At 71.6% G+C, this 25003-nt stretch carries 20 protein-coding genes; 5 read left to right on the top strand and 15 right to left on the bottom strand.

Going from position 1 to position 25003, the window contains the following annotated elements; translation table 11 throughout:
- Nucleotides 1-156 precede the first annotated feature (156 nt).
- Nucleotides 157-1269, bottom strand: coding sequence for an SDR family oxidoreductase (locus EDD92_RS30805; protein ID WP_123967352.1), 1113 nt, complete (start codon nucleotides 1267-1269; stop codon nucleotides 157-159).
- A gap of 192 nt (nucleotides 1270-1461) precedes the next feature.
- Between EDD92_RS30805 and EDD92_RS30800 the strand changes: the two genes are divergently transcribed.
- Both EDD92_RS30800 and EDD92_RS30795 read left to right on the top strand, forming a co-directional pair.
- On the top strand, nucleotides 1462-2916 hold the full coding sequence (locus EDD92_RS30800; protein WP_123967351.1) for a zinc-dependent metalloprotease: 1455 nt from the start codon (nucleotides 1462-1464) through the stop codon (nucleotides 2914-2916).
- A complete protein-coding gene (locus EDD92_RS30795) occupies nucleotides 2913-3434 on the top strand; it encodes an NUDIX hydrolase (protein ID WP_123967350.1) in 522 nt (173 codons plus the stop codon). Before EDD92_RS30800 ends, EDD92_RS30795 begins: the two co-directional genes overlap by 4 nt.
- Before the next feature lie 80 nt (nucleotides 3435-3514).
- On the opposite strand, the gene EDD92_RS30790 is transcribed toward EDD92_RS30795, so the two are convergent.
- The 4 genes from EDD92_RS30790 to EDD92_RS30775 all read right to left on the bottom strand — a co-directional run bounded on the left by EDD92_RS30790 (nucleotide 3515) and on the right by EDD92_RS30775 (nucleotide 7320).
- A complete protein-coding gene (locus EDD92_RS30790; protein ID WP_123967349.1) occupies nucleotides 3515-4270 on the bottom strand; it encodes an AIM24 family protein in 756 nt (251 codons plus the stop codon).
- 18 nt (nucleotides 4271-4288) lie between these two features.
- Nucleotides 4289-4969 (bottom strand): AIM24 family protein, encoded by a 681-nt coding sequence (locus tag EDD92_RS30785; RefSeq protein WP_123967348.1) that lies wholly within the window; start codon nucleotides 4967-4969, stop codon nucleotides 4289-4291.
- Nucleotides 4970-4980: 11 nt separating this feature from the next.
- Complete coding sequence (locus EDD92_RS30780) at nucleotides 4981-6606, bottom strand: TerD family protein (RefSeq protein WP_123967347.1); 1626 nt, start codon at nucleotides 6604-6606, stop codon at nucleotides 4981-4983.
- A gap of 117 nt (nucleotides 6607-6723) precedes the next feature.
- The gene (locus EDD92_RS30775) at nucleotides 6724-7320 is read right to left on the bottom strand and encodes a M48 family metallopeptidase (RefSeq protein WP_123967346.1); all 597 of its coding nucleotides are present in this window, start codon (nucleotides 7318-7320) and stop codon (nucleotides 6724-6726) included.
- A 262-nt stretch (nucleotides 7321-7582) separates the two neighbouring features.
- On the opposite strand from EDD92_RS30775, the gene EDD92_RS30770 reads away from it, so the two are divergent.
- Together EDD92_RS30770 and EDD92_RS30765 are read left to right on the top strand one after the other, a co-directional pair.
- Nucleotides 7583-8806 (top strand): TOMM precursor leader peptide-binding protein, encoded by a 1224-nt coding sequence (locus EDD92_RS30770; RefSeq protein ID WP_148096481.1) that lies wholly within the window; start codon nucleotides 7583-7585, stop codon nucleotides 8804-8806.
- Nucleotides 8799-10163 (top strand): AarF/ABC1/UbiB kinase family protein, encoded by a 1365-nt coding sequence (locus tag EDD92_RS30765; RefSeq protein WP_123967344.1) that lies wholly within the window; start codon nucleotides 8799-8801, stop codon nucleotides 10161-10163. The genes EDD92_RS30770 and EDD92_RS30765 overlap by 8 nt, the downstream gene beginning before the upstream one ends.
- Nucleotides 10164-10318: 155 nt before the next feature.
- Here the strand turns inward: EDD92_RS30765 and EDD92_RS51410 are convergent, their stop codons facing one another.
- The 5 genes from EDD92_RS51410 to EDD92_RS30740 all read right to left on the bottom strand — a co-directional run bounded on the left by EDD92_RS51410 (nucleotide 10319) and on the right by EDD92_RS30740 (nucleotide 14213).
- Entirely contained in the window at nucleotides 10319-10528 is a 210-nt protein-coding gene (locus EDD92_RS51410; protein ID WP_123967343.1) for a hypothetical protein, read from the bottom strand.
- Nucleotides 10529-10663: 135 nt separating this feature from the next.
- Nucleotides 10664-10987 carry a hypothetical protein gene (locus tag EDD92_RS30755; protein ID WP_123967342.1) on the bottom strand — a complete coding sequence of 108 codons (324 nt, stop codon included), beginning with the start codon at nucleotides 10985-10987 and terminating at the stop codon, nucleotides 10664-10666.
- The gene (locus EDD92_RS30750) at nucleotides 10984-11352 is read right to left on the bottom strand and encodes a WhiB family transcriptional regulator (RefSeq protein ID WP_010984500.1); all 369 of its coding nucleotides are present in this window, start codon (nucleotides 11350-11352) and stop codon (nucleotides 10984-10986) included. Before EDD92_RS30750 ends, EDD92_RS30755 begins: the two co-directional genes overlap by 4 nt.
- Nucleotides 11353-11527: 175 nt before the next feature.
- Nucleotides 11528-11851, bottom strand: coding sequence for a hypothetical protein (locus tag EDD92_RS30745; RefSeq protein WP_123967341.1), 324 nt, complete (start codon nucleotides 11849-11851; stop codon nucleotides 11528-11530).
- Nucleotides 11852-12017: 166 nt separating this feature from the next.
- Nucleotides 12018-14213 carry an ATP-dependent DNA helicase UvrD2 gene (locus EDD92_RS30740; RefSeq protein WP_185124174.1) on the bottom strand — a complete coding sequence of 732 codons (2196 nt, stop codon included), beginning with the start codon at nucleotides 14211-14213 and terminating at the stop codon, nucleotides 12018-12020.
- A gap of 183 nt (nucleotides 14214-14396) precedes the next feature.
- Here EDD92_RS30740 and EDD92_RS30735 point away from each other — a divergent pair, with 183 nt between their 5' ends.
- The gene (locus EDD92_RS30735) at nucleotides 14397-14639 is read left to right on the top strand and encodes a mycoredoxin (protein WP_030929162.1); all 243 of its coding nucleotides are present in this window, start codon (nucleotides 14397-14399) and stop codon (nucleotides 14637-14639) included.
- Nucleotides 14640-14680: 41 nt separating this feature from the next.
- On the opposite strand, the gene EDD92_RS30730 is transcribed toward EDD92_RS30735, so the two are convergent.
- The 5 genes from EDD92_RS30730 to EDD92_RS30710 all read right to left on the bottom strand — a co-directional run bounded on the left by EDD92_RS30730 (nucleotide 14681) and on the right by EDD92_RS30710 (nucleotide 24923).
- Entirely contained in the window at nucleotides 14681-15292 is a 612-nt protein-coding gene (locus EDD92_RS30730) for a bifunctional 2-polyprenyl-6-hydroxyphenol methylase/3-demethylubiquinol 3-O-methyltransferase UbiG (RefSeq protein WP_123967339.1), read from the bottom strand.
- Nucleotides 15293-15305: 13 nt separating this feature from the next.
- The gene (gene nudC / locus EDD92_RS30725) at nucleotides 15306-16250 is read right to left on the bottom strand and encodes an NAD(+) diphosphatase (RefSeq protein ID WP_123967338.1); all 945 of its coding nucleotides are present in this window, start codon (nucleotides 16248-16250) and stop codon (nucleotides 15306-15308) included.
- A gap of 156 nt (nucleotides 16251-16406) precedes the next feature.
- Nucleotides 16407-17819, bottom strand: coding sequence for a dipeptidase (locus tag EDD92_RS30720; protein ID WP_123967337.1), 1413 nt, complete (start codon nucleotides 17817-17819; stop codon nucleotides 16407-16409).
- 10 nt (nucleotides 17820-17829) lie between these two features.
- Nucleotides 17830-21390, bottom strand: a complete 3561-nt coding sequence (locus tag EDD92_RS30715) for an ATP-dependent DNA helicase (RefSeq protein WP_123967336.1) — start codon at nucleotides 21388-21390, stop codon at nucleotides 17830-17832.
- Nucleotides 21391-21509: 119 nt separating this feature from the next.
- Nucleotides 21510-24923: an ATP-dependent DNA helicase gene (locus EDD92_RS30710; protein WP_123967335.1), complete on the bottom strand. Its 3414-nt coding sequence runs from the start codon at nucleotides 24921-24923 to the stop codon at nucleotides 21510-21512.
- Nucleotides 24924-25003: the final 80 nt, after the last annotated feature.

Genomic DNA, 25003 nt, shown 5'->3' with positions numbered 1-25003 from the left:
GTGCCCTTTTGGAGGCTCCTACAGCCACGCCGAGCCTGCGGACATTCGTGCCGCCCAGTGCGGCTCCCGACCCAAAGAAATGCGGCACCCCGCCCGCGCCGGGCTGCGCACCCGCCCTCCGCCCAGCCCCCACGCCGGGCCCCTTCCGGAGCCTCCTCAGATGCGCCGCCGGGCCTTCCGCGCCCGCCGCACCACGGCCGCCGCCCCCAGCAGCGCCACCGTCGCACCCGCGGCCCCCGCCGCAGTCGCGTCCTTCCGCCCGAGCCGCCGCCCCGCAACCGTGTGCCGCCCGGAGACCTCCTCCAGGAGCTCCGCGAGCACTTCCTCGTTGGTCCACTGCGGCCGCCAGCCCGCGTCGTGCAGCCGGCTTCCGCTGACCACCCAGGGGTACATCGTGTACGCCAGGTCCCCGGCCGGGGACGGTGTCAGGCCGATCCGGTGCAGCCGGGCAGCCGCACCAAGGGCGACAGCCGACGGCAGCTCCATCCGCCGGATCCCGCTGAGCTCCTCGACCTCCTCCTGCTCCAGCCACCCGTCGCATCCCACCGTGAGTTCCCCGTCGACCTTCTCCAGGACGGCGTACTCCAGGGCGCTGCACAGGTCCTCGACGTGGCAGAACTGCCAGGCGGGCCGCGATCCGGCGACGACAAGCAGCCGGGGGGACTCGAAGTACCTGGTCAGCGCGGTGTCGGTGCCTCCGACGAGCACTGCGGGCCGTACGACGGTGACATTGAGTCCCGGGTGGGCGCGCGGCGCGCGCCGGGCGAGCCGCTCGATCTCCAGGAGGTCCCCGACGCCGGTGGCCTCGGCCGTGGCCCGCAGCTCCGCGTCCTCGGACAGCGGCAGCTCGTTCTCCGGCAGCGCCCCGTACACCATGGCGGACGTGCACAGCACGACCCGGTGGACTCCGGCCGCGGCGGCCGCGGTCAGCACGGTCTGCGTCCCCCGTACGTTGTAGGCCGTACGGGCGGCGGGGTCGGTCTCCAGATCCAGATCAAGCGCCAGGTGCACCACCACGTCGGCGCCCCGCAGCTTGTCCGCGATGGCCGGATCCCGTACGTCCAGGATGTGCCACTGCGCCCCCGCGCACTCGCCGCGCCGTTCGTCGATGGCGATGACCTGCTTGATCTCGTCGGAGGCGACGAGCCGTTCGGTGAGCAACGCGCCGATGCCGGACGCGGCGCCGGTGACCGCGACGACGGGCCCGCGCGTGGCGGAATTGGTTGACTCGTTTCGCGCTGCGCGAACCTGCGGATCTGGGGAACTCACCGGGCGTCTCCAGCGGTTGTCTTCAGTACGAACGCGAGTGACGCGTCCGTACCAGGTGGCATCCATCCTGCCGCAGGCCAAGAGTCGGCGAAGCACCGAGGCCCGATCCGCCCATGGTGTCTACGCTGGGTGGTGTTATCGGGCAGTCGTGCCGTCGGAGACAACCGGCGGCCTTACCAGCCGAGGAATCCCGTGAGTGACACCCCATTCGGATTCGGCCTTCCGCCGGAGGAGCCGGAAGACGGCGACGAGGGCAAGAAGAAGGACCAGGAGAGCGGTGGTGGTCAGGGACCGGCCAACCCGTTCGGTTTCGGCGGGCTGCCGGGGGCCGGAGGCTTCGGCGGCCCCGGTGCGGACAATCCGCTCGCTGCCATGTTCGGTTCGCTGAACCCCACCGACCTGGGCGCCGCCTTCCAGCAGCTGGGCCAGATGCTCTCGTACGAGGGCGGCCCGGTGAACTGGGAGATGGCCAAGCAGATCGCCCGCCAGACGGTCTCCCAGGGCACCCCTGACGGCACCAAGGACGCGAGTGTCGGCGCCGCCGAGCGCACCGCGGTCGAGGAGGCCGTCCGCCTGGCCGACCTGTGGCTGGACGACGCGACGTCGCTGCCGTCCGGCGCCGGCTCCGCGGTGGCGTGGTCCCGCGCGGAGTGGGTCGAGGCGACCCTGCCCGCGTGGCAGGAACTCGTCGACCCGGTCGCCGAGCGGGTCGGCGCGGCGATGGGCGATGTCCTGCCCGAGGAGATGCAGGCCATGGCGGGCCCGCTGATCGGCATGATGCGCTCCATGGGCGGCGCGATGTTCGGCACGCAGATCGGGCAGGCCGTCGGGGTGCTCGCGGGAGAGGTCGTCGGTTCCACCGACATCGGCCTGCCGCTGAGCCCGGCCGGAAAGGCCGCGCTGCTGCCGGTGAACATCGAGGCGTTCGGCAAGGACCTGGGCGTGCCGAAGGAGGAGGTGCGGCTGTATCTCGCCCTGCGCGAGGCCGCCCACCAGCGCCTGTTCGCGCATGTGCCGTGGCTGCGCTCGCACCTGTTCGGCGCGGTCGACGGGTATGCGCGCGGGATCAAGGTCGACACGGCCAAGCTGGAGGACGTGGTCGGCCAGTTCGACCCGCAGAACCCGGAGCAGCTGCAGGACGCCCTCCAGCAGGGCATGTTCCAGCCGGAGGACACCCCGGAGCAGAAGGCGGCCCTGGCCCGTCTGGAGACGGCTCTGGCGCTCGTCGAGGGCTGGGTGGACGCGGTGGTGCACGCGGCGGCGAAGCCGCGTCTGTCGTCCGCGGACGCGCTGCGTGAGACCCTGCGCCGCCGCCGTGCGACGGGCGGGCCTGCGGAGCAGACGTTCGCCACGCTGATCGGCCTGGAGCTGCGTCCCCGCCGCCTGCGTGACGCGTCCCGCCTGTGGGCGTCCCTCACGGACGCGCGCGGGGTGGACGGCCGGGACGCCCTGTGGTCCCACCCGGACATGCTTCCGACGGCCTCCGACCTGGACGACCCGGACGGCTTCGTGCACCGCGAGCAGCTGGACTTCTCCGAGCTCGACAAGATGCTCGGTGAGGCGGCGGGCGGCGGCTCGGCACAGAAGCCGAACCTGAAGAAGGACGACCCCTCCCAGGACGACGACAAGGGCGACGACACCGAGTGAGCCTGTACGACGACGCGGTCCTCGTCCTGAAGGGGTACGAGGACCAGGAAGAGCTGCGCCAGGCGTATCTGGACCACTTGGCGGCCCATCCGGACGGCATGTGGAAGGCCTGTCAGGCGGGTCATGTCACGGCGAGCGCCCTGGTGATCGACCCGTCCCGTGAGCGCGTGCTGCTGACCCTCCACAAGAAGCTGCGGATGTGGCTGCAGATGGGCGGCCACTGCGAGCCGGGGGACGCCACCGTGGAGGCCGCGGCACTGCGCGAGGCGACCGAGGAGTCCGGGATCGCGGGACTGACGCTGCTTGCAGGCGGCCCGGTGCGGCTGGACCGGCACCCCATCCCGGCCCCCTGCCACTGGCATTTCGACGTCCAGTACGCCGTCCTGGCACCGTCCGGGGCCGTCCAGGAGATCAGCGACGAGTCGCTCGACCTGCGCTGGTTCGCCTACGACGAGGTGGCGGACGTGGCGGACGAGTCCGTCGTACGGCTGCTGGAAGCGACGCGCGCCAGGCTGTGAGCCTCGGGAGTCTGCGACTCTCAGCGACGCGTAAGGGGCGCCCGCAAAGCGGGCGCCCCTTACGTTGGATTGCTGGACGCTCAGCTCCAGACGTTCCCCTGGTTCTGCGCCCGCGCCCCGTGCTGCCCCACGCCGTACTGCGCGGCGAGACCCTGGCCGATCTGGGCGTTCTGCGGAGGCAGCAGCTCGCTCGGCTGCACGAGCGCGTAACCGCTGCCCATGAAGCTGAGCTCCCAGCCCTCGCCGGTGTTGCCGCGGCGCCGCCACACGCCCGAGGAGTGCGTCTGGGCCTGCATCTGGACGCGCAGCCCGGTCGACCAGGCGACGATCGCGTCGGCGTCGCAGTTGACGTACTTGTCGGGCGTCACCTGCATCATCAGCGGCGCACCCGAGGTCATCAGGGCGACCTTGCCGCGGCCGGTGATGTTGAGCTGGTACTTCCCCGAGCCGGAGATGCCGTAGAGGCTGTCGACGGCGATGACCTCGTGGTGCAGCGAGGAGTCCATCGCGAGGACGTAGCTGCTGTCGACGGTCAGACCGTCCTGCTCCACGTCCACCACATGGATGTGCTGGGCGAGGTTGGCGAAGTAGACCGTGCCCTGCCCGTGGCAGCGCATCAGGCTGAGACCCTCGCCCGTGTGCGCACGCGCGCGTGCCTGCTGGTTGCTCCGGTACTCGGCATCGAACTCGACGAGCCCCTGGTAGGCGACCATGGTGCCCTTGCGGGCCAGGATGTCGTCGTGGCCCTCCAGGGTGACGCGCAGCATCTGCTTGTTCTGCAGGCTGTAGCGCTCCTGGGACTGCGAGTCGTTGAAGGCGAAAAGCGGACTCTGCATGACGTTTCTCGCTCCCCCTCAGCCCCGGAACCGCAGGCGGTCGGTGCTGTCCTCGCTGGGCTGGACGACGACGATGCCCTGACCGGAGAAGGCCATCTGGTAGGCCTCGCCGCTGCCGCGGCCGATCAGCGACTGCGCCTTGAAGCTGCGCTTGCCCTTCACCTTGAGGTTCGGGGACCAGGCGACGAGCGCGTCCGGGTCGACGTATGTCTCGTCCTCGCCGCCGCCGCAGTCGACGACGATCGGCTTGCCCCGGGAGGTCAGCGCGACCCAGCCCTGCCCGGAGATCTTGGTGTTCCACAGACCCTGTCCGGCGAACTTCGCCAGCCCCTTGACCCGCTCCACGCCCCAGGTGAGGGACGCGTCGAAGGCGAGCAGGTTGGTGGCGTTGACGGAGATGCCGTCGCCGTTGAGATTGATGACGACGACGTCGGCTCCGTAGTCGGCGAGGTAGAGCAGTCCGTCGCCTGAGCACTTCATCAGGGGGGCGCCCTCGCCGGTCATCCAGTCGCGGGCGATCTGGCGCACGGCCGGCGGGTTGGGCTCGTACTGGATGAAGCCTTCGTAGGCGATCATCGAGCCCACGCGCGCGAGGAGGTCGTTTCCGGTCTGCATGGCGACCTTCAGCATGTTGTTGCCGTGGTTCTCCATGCGGGCGGTGACGGGTGCGGGGGCGTAGCCCGCGAGTGGCTGGTTCATGACGGGCTCCCTCAGACCTCGTACGGCTGGACGACGATGAAGTTGCCGGGCGCGCCCCGGAACTGCAGGTTGACGCTCTCGCCGGTGTCCCCCGGGTAGGCGTTGCGGCGCATGCGGACCTGGCTGGAGACGATCACCTGGGAGGCGGCCGACCAGGCCACGACGGCGTTGGCGTCGGCGAACGTGGTCGGCGTGACCGGCAGGACCACGGGCGTGCCGTGCGTCTTGACGACGATCGTGCCGGTGCCCTGGAACTGCATCGTGAACAGCGCGCCCCCGGGGATGCCGTGTCCCTCGATGCGGCGGACCTCGTACTGGAGGCTCTCGTCGAAGGCGAGGACGCTCTCGGCGGAGACGCAGATCGCGTCACCCTGGAGCTCGACGGGGTGCAGATGCGTGGCGTTCTCGGCGAGGAACACCTGACCCTGGCCGGTACAGCGCATCAGCTGCATCTCCTGGCCGGTCGCGTTGCCCACGATCCGGCCCGCGAAGCCCGCGCCCTTGTAGCCGAAGTCGACCTTGCCCTGGTAGAGCACCATGCTGCCCTGCCGGGCGAGCACGGGCTGCCCGCCGATGCCGAGGTCGACGCGGATCAGCTTCTTGTTCTGCTGCGTCCAGCGCTGCCCGGTGGGCGTCTCCTTGAACATCTGGAGCGCTGCGGTCACCCCGGCGCCGCCCTGGGGGGCGCCCTGAGGCCCGCCGTAGGGCGCCTGCTGTCCCGGGACCTGTCCGAAGGGCGGCTGCTGGCCGTAGCCGGGCGGCGGGCCCGGGGCGTGCGGAGCCGGGGGCTGGCCGTAGCCCGGCGGCGGCGGTGCGCTCTGGCCGTACGGCTGCTGCTGGGGCGGCTGGCCGTAGGGCGCGGGCGCCGGACCGGGGGGCGGCACTTGGGCGCCGCCGGGCGGGGACACGGGCGCGATGATGGTGGGCGCGGCGTGCACATTCGGCGCGGGCGCGGGGGCCGGGGGCGGAGTCGGTGCCGGGGGCGGGGCGAAGCCCTGCGGAGCCGGGGCGGGCGCGGGCGCGGGGGCCGGGGCGCCGAACGCGGGCGGGGCGAAGCCGGGAGCGGCTCCGGTCTGGGGCTGCGGAGCAGGCGCCGCAGGTGCCTCCTCCTCCATGACCTCGCCGCCGAAGTTCTTCAGCAACGCATCGAGGCCGCCGTCGAAGCCCTGCCCGACGGCCGCGAACCGCCACACGTCCTTGAGGTAGAAGTCGCCCAGCATGACGGCCCGTTCGGTGGAGAACTCCGAGCCGTTGAAGGCGTACCGGGCCACCTCCTCGCCTCCCGCGACGATGCGGATGTACCCGGGGGCGATCTGCGACATCTGCCCGGCGCCGTCGAGCGTCGCCGTGAACGACAGCTTCTGGATCTGCGCCGGGATCTTGTCGAGCGTGACCCGGAAGGCCTCCGTGTCGCCCGCCTGGCCGCCCAGGAGCTGGATGGACTCCTCGGGGGACTTCGGCTGGTTGAAGAAGATGAAGTAGCGGTCGTCCGAGAGCCGTTCGTCGGCGTCAAGACCGAAGCAGCTGATGTCGAAGGTCAGTCCGGGGCCGCTGATCTGCACGCCTACGTACAGATCGGTGCCCGCGGTGAGGTCACTGATCCTGGCCTTGTGGCCGCGTTGGAATTCCCTGGCCATGCGTAACGACCGTCCCCCATCCCGAATGTGAGTGCGTCGCGCCAGGTTAACGGCTAACTCGGACACCGGAAGAAGTCGGTACAGACCCGGTACACAACCACCGCCCCAGGGCGGCCGTCACTCCCCGCGCGCCCCCGGCAGGTGCGGCAACCGTTCTGCGGCGACCACTCCTTCGAGGTAACCCCGGGCCCGCTCCGTGCGCGGATACGCCTCGAGGAGCCGCCAGAAGCGGGGACCGTGTCCCGGCACCAGCAGATGCGCCAGCTCGTGGACGAGGACGTAGTCCACGACGTACTCGGGCATGCCCTGCAACCGGTGCGACAGACGGATACTGCCTTCGGACGGGGTGCACGAGCCCCAGCGCGTGTTCTGATTGGTGACCCAGCGCACCGAGGTGGGCCGGGCACGGCCGTCGAAGTACTGGACCGACAGCCGCTCGGCGCGCTCGGCCAGCTCGTCGTCACCGAGGACCCGTTTGCTCTCCTGGGCGGCCAGCTTGTCGAGCATGACGGTCACCCAGCGCTGCTCCTCCGCCTCGGACATCCGGGCAGGGATGAGTACAACGGTGCGATCGCCCTCGCGGTACGCGGAGACCGTTCTGCGTCGACGGGAGCTCCTGCGGACCTCGATCGCGCTCGCCCCCGAGCCGCTCGGCGGCTGGCTCGTCGTGCTGCGCTGTGGCATTCCGGCGCGGTGCAGTGGGTCGGCGGGCACGCCCCGACGTTACCCGCTGCACACGGGGGAAGTCCCGACTCCTGGACGGTTCCGTCTCGATCCGCCACCAAGCGTTTGATTTGTACGACGAATATCCACCGCCTGTGGACAACTTTCGGCACCTGTCCGCCCGTCCAGGCATGCTGGTGTTCGCCGGGACAGCCTCGGCGGACCGTCGACCGACCATCGACGGCCCGCCGACCGAGCTGACCCGGCGGACGGGAATGATCTACGAGGGCTACGGGGGCCTGTCATGGATGCGATGGTTCCGCTTGCGCCGGCGGTGAAGCCCGCGCTCAGGCGCGGCTGGCGCGATCTCAACACCGTGCAGTTCGGTATGGCACCGGCGCACGCGCTGACGCTGGGGCCGGTGGACACGGCAACGGGCAGCTTTCTCGACTTGCTCAACGGCACCCGCGGACTGCCTCTCCTGCGCGAGGAGGGACGCCGTATGGACCTGCCAGACGGTCATGTCGACAGACTGGTGGAGCGGCTGGCACGGGCCGGCCTCCTGGACGACGCAAAGGGCGGCGGGCCGGCCGCCGACGCACTGCGCGGCAAGAAGGACGTCCTCGCCCGGCTGCGCCCTGACCTCGCCTCACTGTCCCTGACCACCACCGAACCGGGCGACGCGATCAGCCGCCTGGCCGCGCGCCGCTCACTGCGGGTGCAGGTGCGGGGCGCGGGCCGGGTGGGCTCGGTGCTGGCCTCACTGCTGGCGGGCGCCGGCATCGGGGAGGTCGACGTGCGGGACGTCGGCCGGGTCGAGGCGGGCGACGTGGCGCCGGGCGGGCTGCCCGCCGAGTCCATCGGCGACCGCAGGGACGAAGCCGCCCGGCAGGCCGTACGCCGGTCCGCCCCGGACCGCCCGCCACGCCGCGGCAACACCACCCCGCCCGCGGACGGCGAGCCCGGCTTCTCCCTGGTGATCCTCGCCCCACGCGACGACGTCGCCGTCCACGCCCCCGCGCCATCCACCGCCGAACCTCTCATCGCCTCGGGTACACCGCATCTGTACGCCGGCGTCGTGGAGGCGACCGGCGTCGTCGGTCCCCTCGTCCTGCCCGGTGAGACGGCCTGCGCAGGCTGTCTGCACGAAGGCCGCACCGACCGGGATCCGGCCTGGCCCCGGCTGGTCGCGCAGTGGCGCTCCGGCGCCCCGCGCCAGCCGCGGCCCTGCGACCTGGCGCTGGCCACTACGGTGGCCGGGCTGGCGGCCGCACACGCGCTCGCGTTCCTGGAGGGCCGGGTCACGACGAGTGCCGGAGCACGCTGGGAGGTCTCCCTGCCCGCTCTGACCTGGCATGCGCGACCGGTGTGGGCGCATCCGGCATGCCCGTGCGGGGCCGCGGAGAAAGGTAAGGGAGAACACACCTCCGAGGACGAGGAGTCACACGAGACAATGACGGGGCAACGGTCGCCGAAGGAGCTCTGCCGTACGGCAGAAGCGGCGCGGCCGGCAGGGACTTGGAGGGCGCATGTCTGATCTTCCCCGCAAGGCGGTCACCCGGACCGCCAAGCTCGCCGCGCTCCCGCTCGGCTTCGCCGGACGGGCGACCTGGGGACTGGGCAAGCGGATCGTCGGCGAGTCCGCGGAGATCGTCGGCCGCGAGCTGCAACAGCGCACGGCGGAGCAGCTGTTCAAGGTGCTCGGCGAGCTCAAGGGCGGGGCGATGAAGTTCGGCCAGGCCCTGTCGGTCTTCGAGTCGGCGCTGCCGGAGGAGGTCGCCGGTCCCTACCGTGCAGCACTGACGAGGCTGCAGGAGGCGGCGCCGCCGATGCCGACCAGCACCGTCCACCGGGTACTCGGCGAGCGGCTCGGCGAGGACTGGCCCGACCTGTTCCTCGAGTTCGAGGACAAACCCGCCGCCGCGGCCTCGATCGGACAGGTCCACCGCGGAGTGTGGCACGACGGCCGCGAGGTGGCGGTCAAGGTGCAGTACCCGGGTGCCGGCGAGGCCCTCCTGTCGGACCTGAACCAGTTGAGCCGTTTCGCCCGCCTGCTGGGTCCGCTGATCCCCGGCATGGACATCAAGCCTCTGATCACAGAACTGCGGGACCGTGTCTCGGAGGAGCTGGACTACGGTCTGGAGGCCCAGGCCCAGCAGGCGCATGCCGAGGAGTTCACGGACGATCCGGACGTGGTGGTGCCGGGTGTGGTCCACCAGTGCGACCAGGTCCTGATCACCGAGTGGATCGACGGAATCCCTCTCTCGGAGATCATCTCGGACGGCACCCGGGAACAGCGCGACCGGGCCGGTCAGCTCCTGGCCCGCTTCCTCTTCTCCGGCCCGGCCCGCACCGGCCTGCTGCACGCCGACCCGCACCCGGGCAATTTCCGGCTGCTGCCCGGTGGCCCGGGAGGCGAGGACGACTGGCGTCTGGGCGTCCTGGACTTCGGCACGGTCGACCGCCTCTCGGGCGGCCTGCCGGCCCCCATCGGCGACTCCCTGCGCATGACCCTCGACGGCGAGGCGGAGGCCGTCTACGAACTCCTCTGCGCGGAGGGCTTCGTCAAGGAATCGATCGAGCTGGACCCGAGCGCCGTCCTCGACTACCTCCTGCCGATCATCGAACCGGCCCGGGTCGACGAGTTCACCTTCACCCGCGGCTGGATGCGCAGCCAAGCGGCCCGCATCGCCGATCCCCGCTCCCCCGCCTACCAACTGGGCAAGCAGCTGAACCTGCCACCGGCGTACCTCCTGATACACCGGGTGACATTGAGCACAATCGGCGTGCTGTGCCAGCTGGGGTCGACGGTGCGACTGCGCGAGGAGTTGGAGGAGTGGCTTCCGGGGTTCGCAGAGGAAGCCACTGACGAGGAGCCGGCCGCGGAGGCTTGATCGGGGGTGCCGGGCTGCGGGCTGCCGCCCTGCTGTGGGCTGCTGGGCTGCGGGCTGCTCAGCTCCGGGCTGCTGAGCTCCGGGCTGTGGGCTGCTGGGCTGCGTGTCCGAGGGGTGGGGGTGGGGCGGGGGGGGGAGGCCCCAGAGGAACGGTCTCACCACCAGGCGGAGTCCAGCCGCCCCTCGATAGCCCTGAGGTTCTCCCGCGAACAGGCGTCGCAGAAATACTGGCGGGCACCGTTTTCCACGGAGCAGGTCCAGGTGGGCTGCGGACCTCCCGCCCGGGCGCCGCAGCGGCCGCACACCAGAGGTTGGGGCTCCGCGGGGGAGCCTGAGTCGTCACTGCCTCTGGGAAGACTCGTCACCCGGTGACGATAACGCCGCGGTGGGTGGATCGCAGGCACAACGCACCGCGGGGGCCGGTCCGTTCGGACGGACCGGCCCCCGCGGGGAGCTACTGCCTCCCGGGGTCGGGAGGCCACCGCTTCAGGTGTGATCGGTTACTGCATGACCGCCATGGCGAGCGCGCGGCGGGCACGCCGCGAGGCGCGCTCGGCCCGGCGCTGCATCCGGTGGGCGCTCGCCAGGCGCACTGCCTGGCGTTCCCGCTCGGCCTCATGCAGTCGGTCGTGCATATGCGCACGAGCCAGGGCTTCTTGGAGGAGTTGCATCTCTCGGGTCCTGTTCTGACGCGAGTCCGTCGCGCCTGTGGTGGTGAAATCTTCGATCGCGGAGCCGGCGGGCTCGGTGGTGGACGGCTTCATCGGGGCCTGCTTCTTGGGGTCGTTCGTGAGGGGGCGGTCGATGGTTCCGGTGAGGTTCATGCTGTGACCGGGTTCTTGCGCGGGCGGCCACGCGGCCGCTTCCGGGCGACGACGACACCCTGGACGAACAGCTCGCCACCCCAGACGCCCCAGGGCTCACGCCGCTCCTTGGCGCCGGCGAGGCAGGCCTCGATCAGCGGGCAGGTGCGGCAGAGGGACTTGGCGTACTCGACGTCGGCCGGCGACTCGGCGAAGAAGACCTCCGGGTCGTAGGAGCGGCAGGGGACGGGTACGCCGAGGTTCTCGATGGCGTCGTCGAGCGCGGTGAGCGCAGTGAGCGGGATCAAGGTGGAGTCCTCCGTGAGGCCGGGCGGGGGGATCGTTTCGGAAGGCGGTACGGACGGGGCGTGCGCTTCGAGTTGCACGGTTCGTCTTCCTCGTCTGGTCGTTCCGGCCCTGTTGGGCCGGGTGGCGGCTGGTACCGGGTTCAGCTCTTGTCCCGAGGCCCCTTCGCTCCGTCGTCCCCGTTCGGGGAAAACAGAAGGGCCGCGGATCCCGGATGGGGTTCCGCGGCCCTGAAGGCGCCGGCCTGATCGGCGATCAGGCTGGATCACTCCAGGGTTCTGGCCCACGGAAGGCCCACATCAGGTGGTGCTGCGTCGTCTGCTTCCGGCTTCCGGCACCGGCCGCCGTAAAGGCATAGGCCTGCGCCTGTGCCACTACTGCTTCCAGTGCCTTGGTCGGTCGCTCATTGCGCTCACGGTTGGGAAGACCCGCGAGAGAAACGGGGGCGGACGCCAGACGACCGGCAGGAATGCCGGACAGACCGGTGCCCTGGTTCGAGGCGCCGAGCATGCACGTGGAGACGACCGAGCGATCGGTCAGTTTGGCGGTGCTGATGGAGCTGGTGCTGATGCTGATCACTTCAATCGCCTCCTCTCGGCGTCTCGGGGGACTGGGGGTGAACCAGTCCGACGGATATGCAAGTAGAACACGGAATTGGGGCCTCCGAGAAGGCCTCCATCCCCGTGGCTAAGAACCTATGGGGATTGCTGGGGCATGCGCAAACTATTTTTTCGACGAGTTTGAATCAGTCCCCTTCGTCCTGTTCTCCGGGTTCGCGACCTGCACACAGGGCCAGTACATCGGCCCCGTAGCGGTTGAGCTTGCGTACGCCGACCCCGGGGATCCGCGCCAGTTCGCCCTCCTCGTCGGGGGCGGCCTCGGCGATGGCCATCAGGGTCTTGTCGGTGAAGACGCAGAAGGCGGGCTGTCCGCTGCGCTGCGCCTGGTCCGCGCGCCACTCGCGCAGGCGCTCGTAGAGGCCCTCGTCCATGTCGGAGGGGCAGTCCTCGCAGCGCATCAGTTTCATCTCGCCGGCGTCGGTGAGCGTGCGTCCGCACACCCGGCAGCGGGCCGGGGTGCGCTGTGTGCGCCGGGGTACGGCGTCCGGTCTGCTCGTGAAGCCCCGCTCGACGCCCCCTGCGCTGCCGGCCGCGGTGCGGCCGACGGTGGCGGTGGAGCCCGGGCGCAGCCCGTCCAGGAAGCGGCTGGGACGACGGTTCGGGCGGCCGCCGGGTGAGCGGGACAGTGACCAGGAGACGTGGAGGTGCTGCCGGGCCCGGGTGACGCCGACGTAGAGGAGGCGGCGTTCCTCCTCGATCTGTTCGTCGGTCTTTGCGTAGGTGATCGGCATCATGCCCTCGGCGACGCCGACCAGGAAGACGACGTCCCACTCCAGGCCCTTGGCGGAGTGCAGGGAGGCCAGGGTGACGCCCTGAACGGTGGGGGCGTGCTGGGCGTTGGCCCGCTCGTCGAGTTCGGCGACGAGGTCGCCGAGGGTGGCGGCGGGTTTGGCGGCGGCGAAGTCGTGCGCGAGGTTCACGAGGGCGGCGAGGGAATCCCAGCGCTCTCGGACCGCGCCGGAGCCTGCCGGGGGCTGCGGGGTCCAGCCTTCCCCGGACAGCACGGCGCGGACCTGGGAGGGCAGGTCCACGGCGTCGTCGAGGAGGGAGTCGTTGCCGCCGAAGCGGGCCGCGCCGCGCAGGGCGATGCCCGCCTTGCGCACCTCGGGACGGTCGAAGAACCGCTCGGCGCCGCGCAACTGGTAGGGGACTCCCGCGTCGGCGAGAGCCTGTTCGTAGGTCTCTGACTGGGAGTTCGTGCGGTACAGGATGGCGATCTCGCTGGCGGGGACGCCGGCGTCCATGAGTTCGCGGATGCGGCGGGCGGCGCCCTCGGCCTCGGCGGGTTCGTCGGTGTACTCGGTGTAGCCGGGTTCGGGGCCCGGGTCGCGTTGCGAGATCAGTTCGAGGCGGTGGTCGGCTGCGCGGCCTCGGGCCTGGGCAAGGAGGCCGTTGGCGAGATGGACGACCTGGGGGGTGGAGCGGTAGTCGCGGACGAGTTTGACGACGGTGGCTCCGGGGTGGCGGGTGCGGAAGTCGAGGAGGTGGTCGGGGGTTGCTCCGGTGAACGAGTAGATCGTCTGGCTGGCGTCGCCGACGACGCACAGGTTGTCCCGTTCGCCGAGCCACAGGTCGAGGAGGCGCTGCTGGAGGGGGCTGACGTCCTGGTACTCGTCGACGACGAAGTGCTGGTACTGGGAGCGGACCTGGTCGGCGATGTCGTGCCGGTCCTGGAGGATGGCGACGGTGAGCAGCAGGACGTCCTCGAAGTCGATGACGGAGCGGTTCCGTTTGAGGTCTTCGTAGACGGAGTAGAGCTGCGCGATCTCGGCCGGGTCGCGGGGGGTGTCGCGGCCGGCCTTGGCGGCGGCGGGGGCGTAGTCGGCGGGGACGGTCTGGGTGACCTTGGACCATTCGATTTCGGCGGTGACGTCCCGCAGTTCGCCGCGGTCGAGGCGGATGCGGCAGGCGGCGGCTGCGTCGGCGACGAGTTGGATCTTGCGGTCGACGAGCCGGGGCATGGAGCCGCCGACTGCTTTCGGCCAGAAGTACTGGAGCTGGCGCAGGGCGGCCGAGTGGAAGGTGCGGGCCTGGACTCCGGCGGCGCCGAGGTGGCGCAGCCGGCCGCGCATCTCGCCGGCAGCGCGGTTGGTGAACGTGACGGCCAGCACGCTGGAGGGCTGGAGGATTCCGGCGCGTACGCCGTAGGCGATGCGGTGGGTGATCGCTCGGGTCTTGCCGGTTCCGGCGCCCGCCAGTACGCACACCGGTCCGCGCAGGGCGGTGGCCACCTCGCGCTGCTCGGGGTCGAGCCCTTCGAGCACGGCATCGGGCGTGGCCGGTACCTGCGGGAAGAGCGTGGAGTGCGTTGCTGCTGTCACATGGCCATGCTGCCAGGTCGTCGGAGACGGGTGCGGCGGTTGTCCACAGGCAGGTACCTGCAGTCGTACTAATGCGGCAGGCGTCACGTCCGGTGCGGTACCGCGTGTGGGAATGGTGGCTCTTTCAAGTACGTTCCATCACTGCGACCAAGCATCCCCGAGCAGCTGAGGAGCGCGAGAGACATGCCGGGCACTGTGACGATGTACAGCACCACGTGGTGTGGCTACTGCCGTCGGCTGAAGAGCCAGATGGACCGTGAGGGCATCACGTACAACGAGATCAACATCGAGCAGGACCCGGATTCCGCGGCGTTCGTGGAGAAGGCGAATGGCGGAAACCAGACGGTGCCGACGGTGCTGTTTCCGGACGGTTCGACGCTGACGAACCCGTCGCTGGCGCAGGTGAAGCAGAAGATCGGCGCGTAGGCGCTGCGCGTTTTCGTTCGGAGGGCGGTTCCTGGGTCGGTTCAGGAACCGCCCTCTTGTGGTTTGTCCCACACTGCGGTGTAGCGCCACAGCAGTCGGCGGCGGAAGCGGCAGCCGGGCAGCAGGCGGTGGGCCGCTTTGCGGGCCTCTGCCCAGTGCATGGCCGAGTCCTTGACGGGCATGCCGGCCGGGCCCCGTTTGCCGCCGCGCAGCCGTGCGTTCAGCAGGCTCGCGGGCAGGCCGCAGCCGCTGATCACCCAGTCCAGGGCGGTGTGGTTGTACGCCATCCCGACGATCACCAGCCGGCCGCGGGGGGCGAGCAGTCGTACCAGGCCCTGCACCGCGTCCTCGAACCGTGTGTGGTGGACCACGGCGACGGCGCTGACGAAGTCGTACTTGCCCTCGGTGAGGGTCGCGTCGTCGAGGTAGTCGCCCTCCTGGAACGTGACGTTGTCCGGGGTCTGCTGGCGGGCCAGCCGGATCATTTCCGGCGAGCGGTCCACGCCTGTCACCGATTCGGCTTTCTGTGCCAGCTTGCGTGCGAGCAGCCCGTCGCCGCATCCGACGTCCAGGGCCGCCCGGCAGCCGTCGGGGACGGCTTCGAGGACGACGGGGTGGTACTGGACGTTGTGGTTCCAGTACGGGTCTGTCATCGCGGCGTCCGGCTCAGACGAAGCTCCTCGTCGGCAGGGGCTTGCCGTACCACATCTCGATCAGGCGGGCGGCGATGGAGATTCCGTAGGGGGGCAGTACCTCTCCGGCTTCGAAGGCGGCGCCCAGTTCGTCCCGGGAGAACCAGCGGGCTTCGTGGATCTCGTCGCCGTCGACGTTGATCTCGGTCGAGGTGGCGCGGGCCATGAAGCCGAGCATGAGGCTGGACGGGAAGGGCCAGGGCTGGCTGGCGACGTACTCGACCGTGCCGACGGTGATGCCGGCCTCCTCGAAGACCTCGCGGCGTACCGACTGCTCGATGGACTCGCCGGGTTCGACGAAGCCGGCGAGCGTGGAGAAGCGGCCTTCGGGCCAGTGGACCTGGCGGCCGAGCAGGATGCGGTCCTGCTCGTCGGTGACGGCCATGATCACGGCGGGGTCGGTGCGCGGGTAGTGCTCGGCGCCGCAGGCGGAGCAGCGGCGGATGTGGCCGGCGGCGGCGATGACCGTGCGCTCGCCGCAGCGGGAGCAGAAACGGTGGGTGCGCTGCCAGTTCTCCAGGCCGACGGCGTGCACCATCAGGCCTGCGTCGCGGGGTGACAGCAGGAGGCCGGCCTCGCGCAGGCCCGCGGGGCGTGCGGACTGGTCGATGCGGCCGGGCAGGGCGTCCTTCTGGAGCGCGAAGTAGCTGACGCCGTCCTCGTCGGTGCCCAGGAAGTAGCGGTGGGCCTCGGTCAGGGGGGCTTCGAAGGAGGGGGTCATGACGAGTTCGGTGCGGCCGTCGGCCGTCTCGTCGATGAGGACCTGGCCGCCGGAGACCACGAAGCAGCGGGTCGTGGGGTGGCTCCATGCCGCTGCGAGCCAGGCCTCGTCGAGGCGGTGGTGGGCGGCGCGATCGATGCCGCTGGGGGCGGTGAGGGAGATGGGGCGGTCGGCGGTGTGGTCGGTCCAGGTGGTCACGGGTGCTTCCAACTCCCCCAGTGGAACGGATTGTTTCGGCAGGCGGTTCGGCGGGATGCAGGGCGGGAGGCGACTGGATCCGGCGGGGCTGGGCGGTGCGGGGCGGCCTTTTCAGTGTGCCCCGTGGGCGGTGGCGCTACGGACGGCGCTGGGCGCTCAGGGTGCATGGCGCCAGGTCTCGGCGAGGTCGTCCCACAGGTACGCGCTGGTCTCGACGCCTTTGAGGAGCAGGTCGAGCTCGACTTTCTCGTTCGGTGCGTGCCAGCCGTCGGAGGGGACGGAGATGCCCAGGAAGAGCACGGGTGTCCCGAGGACTTCCTGGAGGTCGGCGGCTGGTCCGGAGCCGCCCTCACGGGTGAAGCGGACGGGCTTGTCGAAGGCACGGCCCATGGCGCGGGCGACGGACTGCAGGGCGGGGTGGTCCAGCGGTGTCAGGCACGGGCGGGTGGCCGCGGCGAACGTGATCTCGTACCGGATCCCGGCGGGCACCTGTTCGGCGGCCCATGTGCGGACGGCCTTCTCGATGTGGTCGGGGTCCTGGCCCGCGACCAGGCGGAAGGAGAGCTTCACCATGGCCTTGGACGGGATGATCGTCTTGCTGCCGGGGCCCTGGTAGCCGCCGCCGATGCCGTTGACCTCGGCGGTGGGGCGGGCCCAGATGCGCTCCAGGGTGGTGTGGCCGGCTTCGCCGTGGGTGGCGTACGACTTGGCGGTGCGCAGCCACTGCTGCTCGTCGAAAGGCAGTTCGGCGAAGAGTTCGCGCTCGCGGCCGGTGAGTTCGACGATGCCGTCGTAGAAGCCGGGGATCGCCACGCGTGCGTGCTCGTCGTGCAGTGCGGCGACCAGGCGGGCGGCGGCGGTGGCCGGGTTGGGGACGGCGCCGCCGAAGGAGCCGGAGTGGATGTCCTGGTCGGGGCCGGAGAAGTGGATCTCGCACTCGGCGAGGCCGCGCATGCCGGTGCACACGGTGGGGGTGTCCTCGGCCCACATGCCGGTGTCGGAGACGATCACGGCATCGGCGGCGAGTCGGGCCGCACGCTGTTCGACAAGGGTGCGGAAGTTCGGCGAGCCGGACTCCTCCTCGCCCTCGATCAGCAGCTTCAGGTTGACCGCGGGGGCCGTGCGGCCGGTGGCGGCGAGGTGGGCGCGGACGCCGAGTGTGTGGAAGAACACCTGGCCCTTGTCGTCGGCCGCCCCGCGCGCGTGGAGACGGTTTTCGCGGACGACGGGTTCGAAGGGCTCGCTGTCCCAGCCGTCCTCGCGGGCGGCGGGCTGCACGTCGTGATGGCCGTAGACGAGGACGGTGGGTGCCGCGGGCTCGGTGGCGGGCCACTCGGCGAAGACGGCCGGGGCGCCCGGCGTCTCCCAGACCTCCGCGGTCGTGAAGCCGGTCTCCTTGAGTTTGGCGGCGAGCCAGTCTGCGCTGCGTCGCACATCGGGTGCGTGGTCGGGCTGGGCCGACACGGACGGGATGCGCAGCCACTCGGCGAGGTCGTCGAGGAAGGCGGCGCGGTGCTGCTCGATGTACGTACGGACGGCGCTGACGGCACTGTCAACGGGCTGGCTCATGGTCACGAGCCTATCGGCCCGCACCGACATCCTCGTTGGGCGGTTCCTCACAGTTTGCTGCCGCGGCCGGCTCGTCCAGCAGCAGCCGCTCCAGTGCGGACCGGTCCGGCAGGCCGTCCGGTCGTACAACCTCACCAGTGCGTACGTAAAGGAACGCGGCGTTGACGGACTCCAGGGGCACGTCCTGCTGCTCGGCCCAGGCGAGCCGGTACAGGGCGAGTTGGAGTGGGTCGGCGGTGCGCGAGCGGCTGGTCTTCCAGTCGACGATCTCGTACGTCGTCCCGTCGCCGTCGTCCTCCTTGTAGACGGCGTCGATGCGGCCCCGGACCACACGGCCGGCGATGGCGAGCTGGAAGGGCGCTTCGACGCGGTGGGGTGTGCGGTGGGCGTACTCGGTGCGTTCGAAGGCGTCCTTGAGGGCTTCCAGCTCGCGTTCGTCGGCGATCTCGGTCTCGCTGCCGGGCAGTTCCTCCGGCTCCAGCATCGGAAGGGTCAGTTCTTCGAAGCGGGCCTCGATCCAGGCGTGGAAGCGGGTGCCCCGGCGTGCGGCGGGTTGCGGAGGGCGCGGCATGGGGCGTGCGAGTTCCTGTGCGAAACCGTCCGGGTCGGTGGCCAGGCGCAGCACCTGCGAAGCGGTGAGGGACGCGGGGAGGGGGACGTCCGTGACGGCCTCCCGGGCGCGCAGGAGTTCGCCGGTGAGGGTGTCGAGGTCGCGGTCCCAGGAGGCGAGGGTGCGGGCCTCCTCCGGGGTGAGGCGGGTGGGGGCGGCGGCGCGGGGGCGCCCGGGGGCGGTACGGGCGCGCTCCGCAGCGGATTTCGGCGTGGCGGGGTGCGGGCGCGCGCCCTGGTTGCCGGTTCCCTCCGGAGCCGCTGCCTGGTGCGGGACGGTCGGGCGGGCTGTGGACCAGGCGTCCCAGTCGGTCGGGTTCTCCCCTGCGAACGGGTCCTCGTCGGCGAACGGGTCCTCCTCTTCGTACGGCATGTCCTCGTCGTCCGGCGGCGGGGGCCACTCCGGGTCGTCGTGGCTGTCCGGGTCGTGCGTGGCCGCGGGGTGGCCGTCCTCGTGGGAGGCGAGGTCGTCCAGGTGGGCGAGGACCGTTTCGGCGGCCGTCCGGCGCCGGGCCAGGGATGCCTCGTCCAGGGGCAGGGGCCAGACCTGGTCGGCGGTCGCCGTGTGCAGGGCCGGGTTCTCCTCGCCCTCGGCGGGTTCGTCCGCCCACACCTCGATCGCGCCGTATCCGGCGGCGCAGTGGTCGTGGAGGGCCTCCAGGAAGTCGGACGGGCCACGGGGCTTCTTCTGGGTGGGGCCCCACCAGTGGCCGGATCCGAGGAGGAGGGAGCGGGGGCGGGTGAAGGTGACGTAGCCGAGGCGGAGTTCCTCGGTGTGCTGGTGTTCCTTCATGGCCTCCTGGAATGCCTTGAGGCCCCGGGAGTCCCAGGCGTCGACGTCGGGCAGGGTGTCGGCGTCGCCGCGCAGTTCGTGCGGCAGGACCTTGCCCTGGGCGGTCCACTTCTCGCGGCCCTGGGTACTGGGGAAGGTGCCGGTGACCAGGCCGGGGACGGCGACGACGTCCCACTCCAGGCCTTTGGACTTGTGGGCGGTGAGAACCTTCACGGTGTTCTCGCCGCCCGGGAGGGCGTTGTCGAGGCCCTTCTCGTACTGGGCGGCGGTGCGCAGGAAGCCCAGGAAGGCGAGCAGGGTGGCCTCGCCGTCTCCGGCGGCGAAGGAGGCAGCGATGTCCAGGAAGTTGGAGAGGGTCTCGCGGCGGCGGGCGGCCAGGGCGTGCGGGGACGCCGACAGCTCCACCTCGAGGCCGGTCACGGCGAGGACGCGGTGCAGGACGTCCATGAGCGGGTCGGCCAGCGAGCGGCGCAGGTCGCGCAGTTCGGCGGCCAGGCGGGCGAACCGCACGCGCGCGTCCGGGGAGAAGGGCAGCCCGTCGTCCTCCTGTTCGGCGTGAAGCGGCATCTCCAGGAAGGTGTCGAGGGCGTCCGCGAGCGAGGTCACCTCGGAGGGGTCGACGCCCTCGACGGCTTCGGCGAGCCGGCGGTCGCGGTCGTCGTCGCCGTCCACGCGCGCGTGGGCGACGAGGAGCCGGGCGCGGCGCCCCAGGAGGGCGAGGTCGCGGGGGCCGATGCGCCAGCGCGGGCCGGTCAGCAGGCGGACCAGGGAGGCATTGGCGCCGGGGTCCTGGAGGACCTCGCAGACGGCGACCAGGTCGGCGATCTCGGGCAGGTGCAGCAGCCCTGACAGGCCGACCACCTCCACGGGGACGTCCCGGGTGACGAGTGCGCCCTGGATCTCGGCGAAGTCGGTTGCCGTACGGCACAGGACGGCGATCTCGCCGGGCGCCTTGCCGGTGTTCACCAGGTGGGCGATCGAGTCGGCGATCCAGTCGATCTCCTCGGCGTGGGTGGCCAGCAGCGCGCAGCGCACCGTGCCGTCGCGTTCGGCACCGGGGGCCGGGCGGAGGGCCTCCACGCCCGCGTGCATGGCCCGCAGGGGCGTGGCGAGGCCGTTGGCGAGGTCGAGGAGACGGCCGCCGCTGCGGCGGTTCTCGCTGAGTGCCTGGCGGGTGGCGGGGTGGCCGTCGGGGTGCGCGAAGTGCTCCGGGAAGTCGTCCAGGTTGGCGACGGAGGCGCCGCGCCAGCCGTAGATCGCCTGGCAGGGATCGCCGACGGCGGTCACGGGGTGGCCGGTGCCGTCGCCGAACAGGCCCGCCAAAAGGATGCGTTGGGCGACCGATGTGTCCTGGTACTCGTCGAGGAGGACCACGCGGAACTCGTCGCGCAGGATGCGGCCCACCTCGGGGATGCGGGCGAGCTGTGCGGACAGGGCGATCTGGTCGCCGAAGTCGAGGAGGTCGCGCTCGCGTTTGGCGGCGCGGTAGCGGACCACCAGGTCGGCGAGTTCGCGGCGGGCGGCAGCCGCTTCGGGAACCTTGCGCAGGTCGGCGTTGGTGAGCTTGGCGCCCTCCAGGGTGCGCAGCAGCCCGGCGTCGTATGCGCGCAGCTCCTCGGGCCGCACGAGGTGCTCGGCGAGTTCGGCGTCGAGGGCGAGCAGGTCGCTGACGAGGTCCGCGAAGGAGCGGGTGAGCGCCGGGTAGGGGCCCGGGGCCTCGCGCAGCACGCGCGCGGCGAGCTGGTAGCGGGTGGCGTCGGCGAGCAGGCGGGCGGTCGGTTCGAGGCCGATGCGCAGGCCGTGGTCGGTCAGGAGGCGGCCCGCGAAGGCGTGGTACGTCGAGATCACGGGCTCGCCCGGCGGATTGTCCGGGTCGATGACGTCCGGGTCGGTGACGCCTGCCTTGACGAGCGCCTTGCGGACGCGCTCGGCGAGCTCGCCGGCTGCCTTGTTGGTGAAGGTGAGGCCGAGGACCTGCTCGGGTGCGACCTGGCCGGTGCCGACCAGCCACACCACTCGTGCCGCCATCACCGTCGTCTTGCCCGAGCCGGCTCCGGCCACGATCACCTGCGGGGCGGGCGGCGCGATGATGCAGGCCGTCTGCTCCGGGGTGAACGGAATCCCGAGGAGCTCCTTGAGCTGATCGGGATCGGTGATACGGGGCGGCACGTCAGAGAGGCTAGCGGCGACCACTGACAGTGGAGACCGGATCGGCCTCCGGGCGGGGAGAAGCGCAGGTCAGCACGCGTGGTGCGGTCGATCACAATGAGCCCGGAAGATCATCCGCGTCACTCGACCACGTGCCGTCCTTCGGGTCTCGCACTGCAGGACGCCTGGAAGGCGCAGTGCGTGCAGTGCTGGCCGGCGCTGGGTGTGAACCGTTCGTCTAGGACCTTTCCGGCGGCGTTGGCCAGCAGTTCGCCGACCCACTCCCCCGCCGCGCCTTCGATGGGGTCCTGGGCCTGCACCTTGGGCAGGGTCTCGCCGCCGTCGCGCCGGGCGGCGCCCTGGCGCAGCTGAACCAGTTCGGCGCCGCCGGGTTCGGGACGTACGCCGTCGAAGGCCTCGTCGACGGCGCCTTCGCGGACGGCGAGCTGGTAGACGGCGAGTTGGGGGTGGCGTGCCACCTCACGAGCGGTGGGCGCCTGTTTGCCGGTCTTGAAGTCGACGACGTAGGCGCGGCCCTCGCCGTCGGCCTCGACGCGGTCCATGGAGCCGCGGATGCGGACCTCGTAGTCGCCCGCTTCGAGGGTGACGTCGAAGCCGTGCTCGCTGGCCACCGGGGTGCGGCCGGTGCGGGCGCCACTGGTGTCGACATGCCACTTCAGGAAGCGTTCAAGCGCCACGCGCGCGTTCTCCTTCTCCTGCGCCGACTTCCAGGGCGCGTCGAAGGCGAGCGCGTTCCACACGGAATCGAGGCGCTCCATGAGGACGGCGAGGTCGGCGGGGGTGTGTCCGGAGGCGACCTCGTCGGCGAGGACGTGCACCACGTTGCCGAAGCCCTGGGCGGCCGTGGCGGGGGCGTCGGCCTTCACCTCGCGGCCCAGGAACCACTGCAGGGCGCAGGTGTTGGCGAGCTGGTCGAGGGCGCTGCCCGAGAGCACGACGGGCTGGTCGCGGTTGCGCAGCGGCACCTTGCTCTCGGTCGGCTCGTACATGCCCCACCAGCGGTAGGGATGTGCGGACGGGACGAGTGGGCGGCCGTCCTCGTCGGCGAGCGCGGCGAGCCGGGCCAGGCGGTGGGCGGCGGCCTCCCTGAGGGTGTCCGAGACGCGCGGGTCGACGGTGGTGGCGCGCAGTTCGGCGACGAGCGCGGCGACGGACAGCGGGCGGCGCGGGCGGCCGGTGACGTCCCTGGGTTCGACGCCGAGTTCGGTGAGGAAGCGGGAGGGCTGGTCACCGTCGTCCGCGGGAGCCTTCACGGCGGTGACGACGAGGCGTTCACGCGCGCGCGTGGCGGCCACGTAGAACAGGCGGCGTTCCTCCGCGAGCAGCGCGCCCGGGGTGAGCGGTTCGGCGAGTCCGTCGCGGCCGATGCGGTCGGCCTCCAGGAGGGAGCCCCGGCGGCGCAGGTCCGGCCACAGTCCCTCCTGCACGCCCGCGACGACGACCAGGCGCCACTCCAGGCCCTTGGAGCGGTGCGCGGTCATCAGGCGTACGGCGTCGGGGCGCACGGCACGCCGCGTGAGGGTGTCGGCTGCGATGTCCTCGGCCTCGATCTCCTCCAGGAAGTTGAGGGCGCCCCGGCCGCCGGTGCGCTCCTCCGCGCGCGCGGCGGTCGCGAACAGTGCGCACACGGCGTCCAGGTCGCGGTCGGCGTTGCGCCCGGCGGCGCCGCCGCGCCGCGCGGACCGCTCCAGCCGTGCCGGCCACGGTGTGCCGTCCCACAGGTCCCACAGCGCCTCTTCGGCGGTGCCACCGCTGGCGAGGCGCTCACGGGCGCTGCGCAGCAGTGCGCCGAGCCGCTGGGCGCCACGCGCGTACGTGGGGTCGTGCGCGACCAGGCGCTCCGGCTCGGCCAGCGCCCGCGCGAGCAGCTCGTCCGAGGGCGGCGGCAGCATGTTGCCCGCGGCCCGCTCCTCGTCGCGCAGGGCACGCCCGAGGCGGCGCAGGTCGGCGGCGTCCATGGCGGCGAGGGGGGAGGCCAGCAGCGTCAGGGCGGTCTCGGTGTCGAGCCAGCACGCGGCGGTCTCGGGCTCTTCGGTGACGAGCCCCTGGGAGAGGGCCTCTTCGGGACCGTCCTCCTTGGGCACGGTGCCTTCGGAGGCGGGCTCGGCACCTGACCCCTCCGGCGCATCGGTCCGCGCCGCCTCCGCCTCGGCCACCGCCCGCAGCGCCGTCAGCAGCGGCGCCACGGCCGGTTCGTGCCGCAACGGCAGGTCGTCACCGTCGATGTCCAGGGGCACGCCCGCCGCGGTGAGCGCCCGGCGGACCGTCGGAATCGTGCGCGATCCTGCCCGCACCAGTACGGCCATCTCACGCCAGGGGACACCGTCCTCCAGGTGTGCCCGGCGCAGGATGTCGGCGATGTTGTCCAGCTCCGTGCCGGGCGTGGGGTACGTGTACACCTCGACGCGGCCGCCGTCCCGCACCGGGGCGAGGTCGCGATGCGCGCGTACCTTCTCCGCCGGGAGCCGGGTGAGCGGCATGCGCTGGGTGAGCAGCCGGGTCGCGCCGAGCAGGGCGGCACCGGAGCGGCGCGACGTGCGCAGGACCTCGACGGGCGCGGGGCGGCCGTCCGCGCGCGGGAAGGCGCCCGGGAACTCGAGGATGCCGCCCACGTCCGCACCGCGGAACGCGTAGATCGACTGGTCGGGGTCACCGAAGGCGACGAGGGTGCGGCCGGCGCCCGCGAGGGCGTGCAGCAGCCGTACCTGGGCGGCGTCCGTGTCCTGGTACTCGTCCACGAAGACGGCGTCATAGCGCGCGGCGAGCCGCTCGGCGGCCTCGGGACTGCGGGCGAGGAGAACCGCGCGGTGGACCAGTTCCGCGTAGTCGAGCACGCCCTGCAGGTCGAGCACGTCGAGGTACTCGGCGAGGAAGGTGGCCGCGGCACGCCAGTCGGGGCGGCCGATGCGGCGGGCGAAGGCGTCCAGGGCGCCGGGTCCCAGGCCCAGTTCGCGGCTTCGGGCGAGGACCGCGCGGACCTCGTCGGCGAAGCCTCGGGTGGTCAGGCAGGCCCGCAGTTCGTCGGGCCAGCGCACATGCGCGAGGCCGAGCCGCTCCAGGTCGGTCTGGCCCGCGAGCAGTTCACGGACGGTCACGTCCTGCTCGGGGCCGGACAGCAGGCGCAGCGGCTCCACGAACAGCTCGTTGTCCTGGTGGGCGCGGACCAGGGCGTAGCAGAACGAGTGGAAAGTGGTTGCCTGGGGCGCACGTGCCGCTCCTATGCGCAGTGCCATGCGGTCGCGCAGTTCGACGGCCGCCTTGCGGCTGAACGTCAGCACCAGGATGCGTTCGGGGTCCCCGCCACGGGCGATCCGGGCCGCCACGGACTCGACGAGCGTGGTGGTCTTGCCGGTGCCCGGACCTGCGAGGACAAGCAGCGGTCCGCCCTTGTGGTCAACCACGGAGCGCTGAGGCGCGTCCAGACGAGGGGGGTCCTGTCGGATCGGCGGGGTACGCACCAGTCGGTAGGCGCCACGGCCCCCCTGCCGCACCTGGGGGTGCGACAGGCGCCTGGTGGAGGAAGAGGAGCTCACGTGGTTCGCCGGTCCTGGTGGTTGTACTGGTCGTCGCACCACCGCCCGTGCAGGGCGGTGATCGGGAGGTGAGGGGGGCA

It is taken from the genome of Streptomyces sp. TLI_185, from assembly GCF_003814765.1.
Taxonomy (GTDB): Bacteria; Actinomycetota; Actinomycetes; order Streptomycetales; family Streptomycetaceae; genus Streptomyces.
Note: the sequence above shows the minus strand (reverse complement) of the source record. Positions and strands in the feature narration are given on the sequence as shown.

Bases quoted from the DNA above. Each gene is read 5' to 3' on its own strand.
- EDD92_RS30790 (WP_123967349.1), bottom strand. From the start codon at position 4,270: ATGCAGAGTCCGCTTTTCGCCTTCAACGACTCGCAGTCCCAGGAGCGC.
- EDD92_RS30785 (WP_123967348.1), bottom strand. From the start codon at position 4,969: ATGAACCAGCCACTCGCGGGCTACGCCCCCGCACCCGTCACCGCCCGC.
- EDD92_RS30780 (WP_123967347.1), bottom strand. From the start codon at position 6,606: ATGGCCAGGGAATTCCAACGCGGCCACAAGGCCAGGATCAGTGACCTC.
- EDD92_RS30770 (WP_148096481.1), top strand. From the start codon at position 7,583: ATGGTTCCGCTTGCGCCGGCGGTGAAGCCCGCGCTCAGGCGCGGCTGG.
- EDD92_RS30765 (WP_123967344.1), top strand. From the start codon at position 8,799: ATGTCTGATCTTCCCCGCAAGGCGGTCACCCGGACCGCCAAGCTCGCC.
- EDD92_RS30755 (WP_123967342.1), bottom strand. From the start codon at position 10,987: ATGAACCTCACCGGAACCATCGACCGCCCCCTCACGAACGACCCCAAG.
- EDD92_RS30735 (WP_030929162.1), top strand. From the start codon at position 14,397: ATGCCGGGCACTGTGACGATGTACAGCACCACGTGGTGTGGCTACTGC.
- EDD92_RS30730 (WP_123967339.1), bottom strand. From the start codon at position 15,292: ATGACAGACCCGTACTGGAACCACAACGTCCAGTACCACCCCGTCGTC.
- EDD92_RS30720 (WP_123967337.1), bottom strand. From the start codon at position 17,819: ATGAGCCAGCCCGTTGACAGTGCCGTCAGCGCCGTCCGTACGTACATC.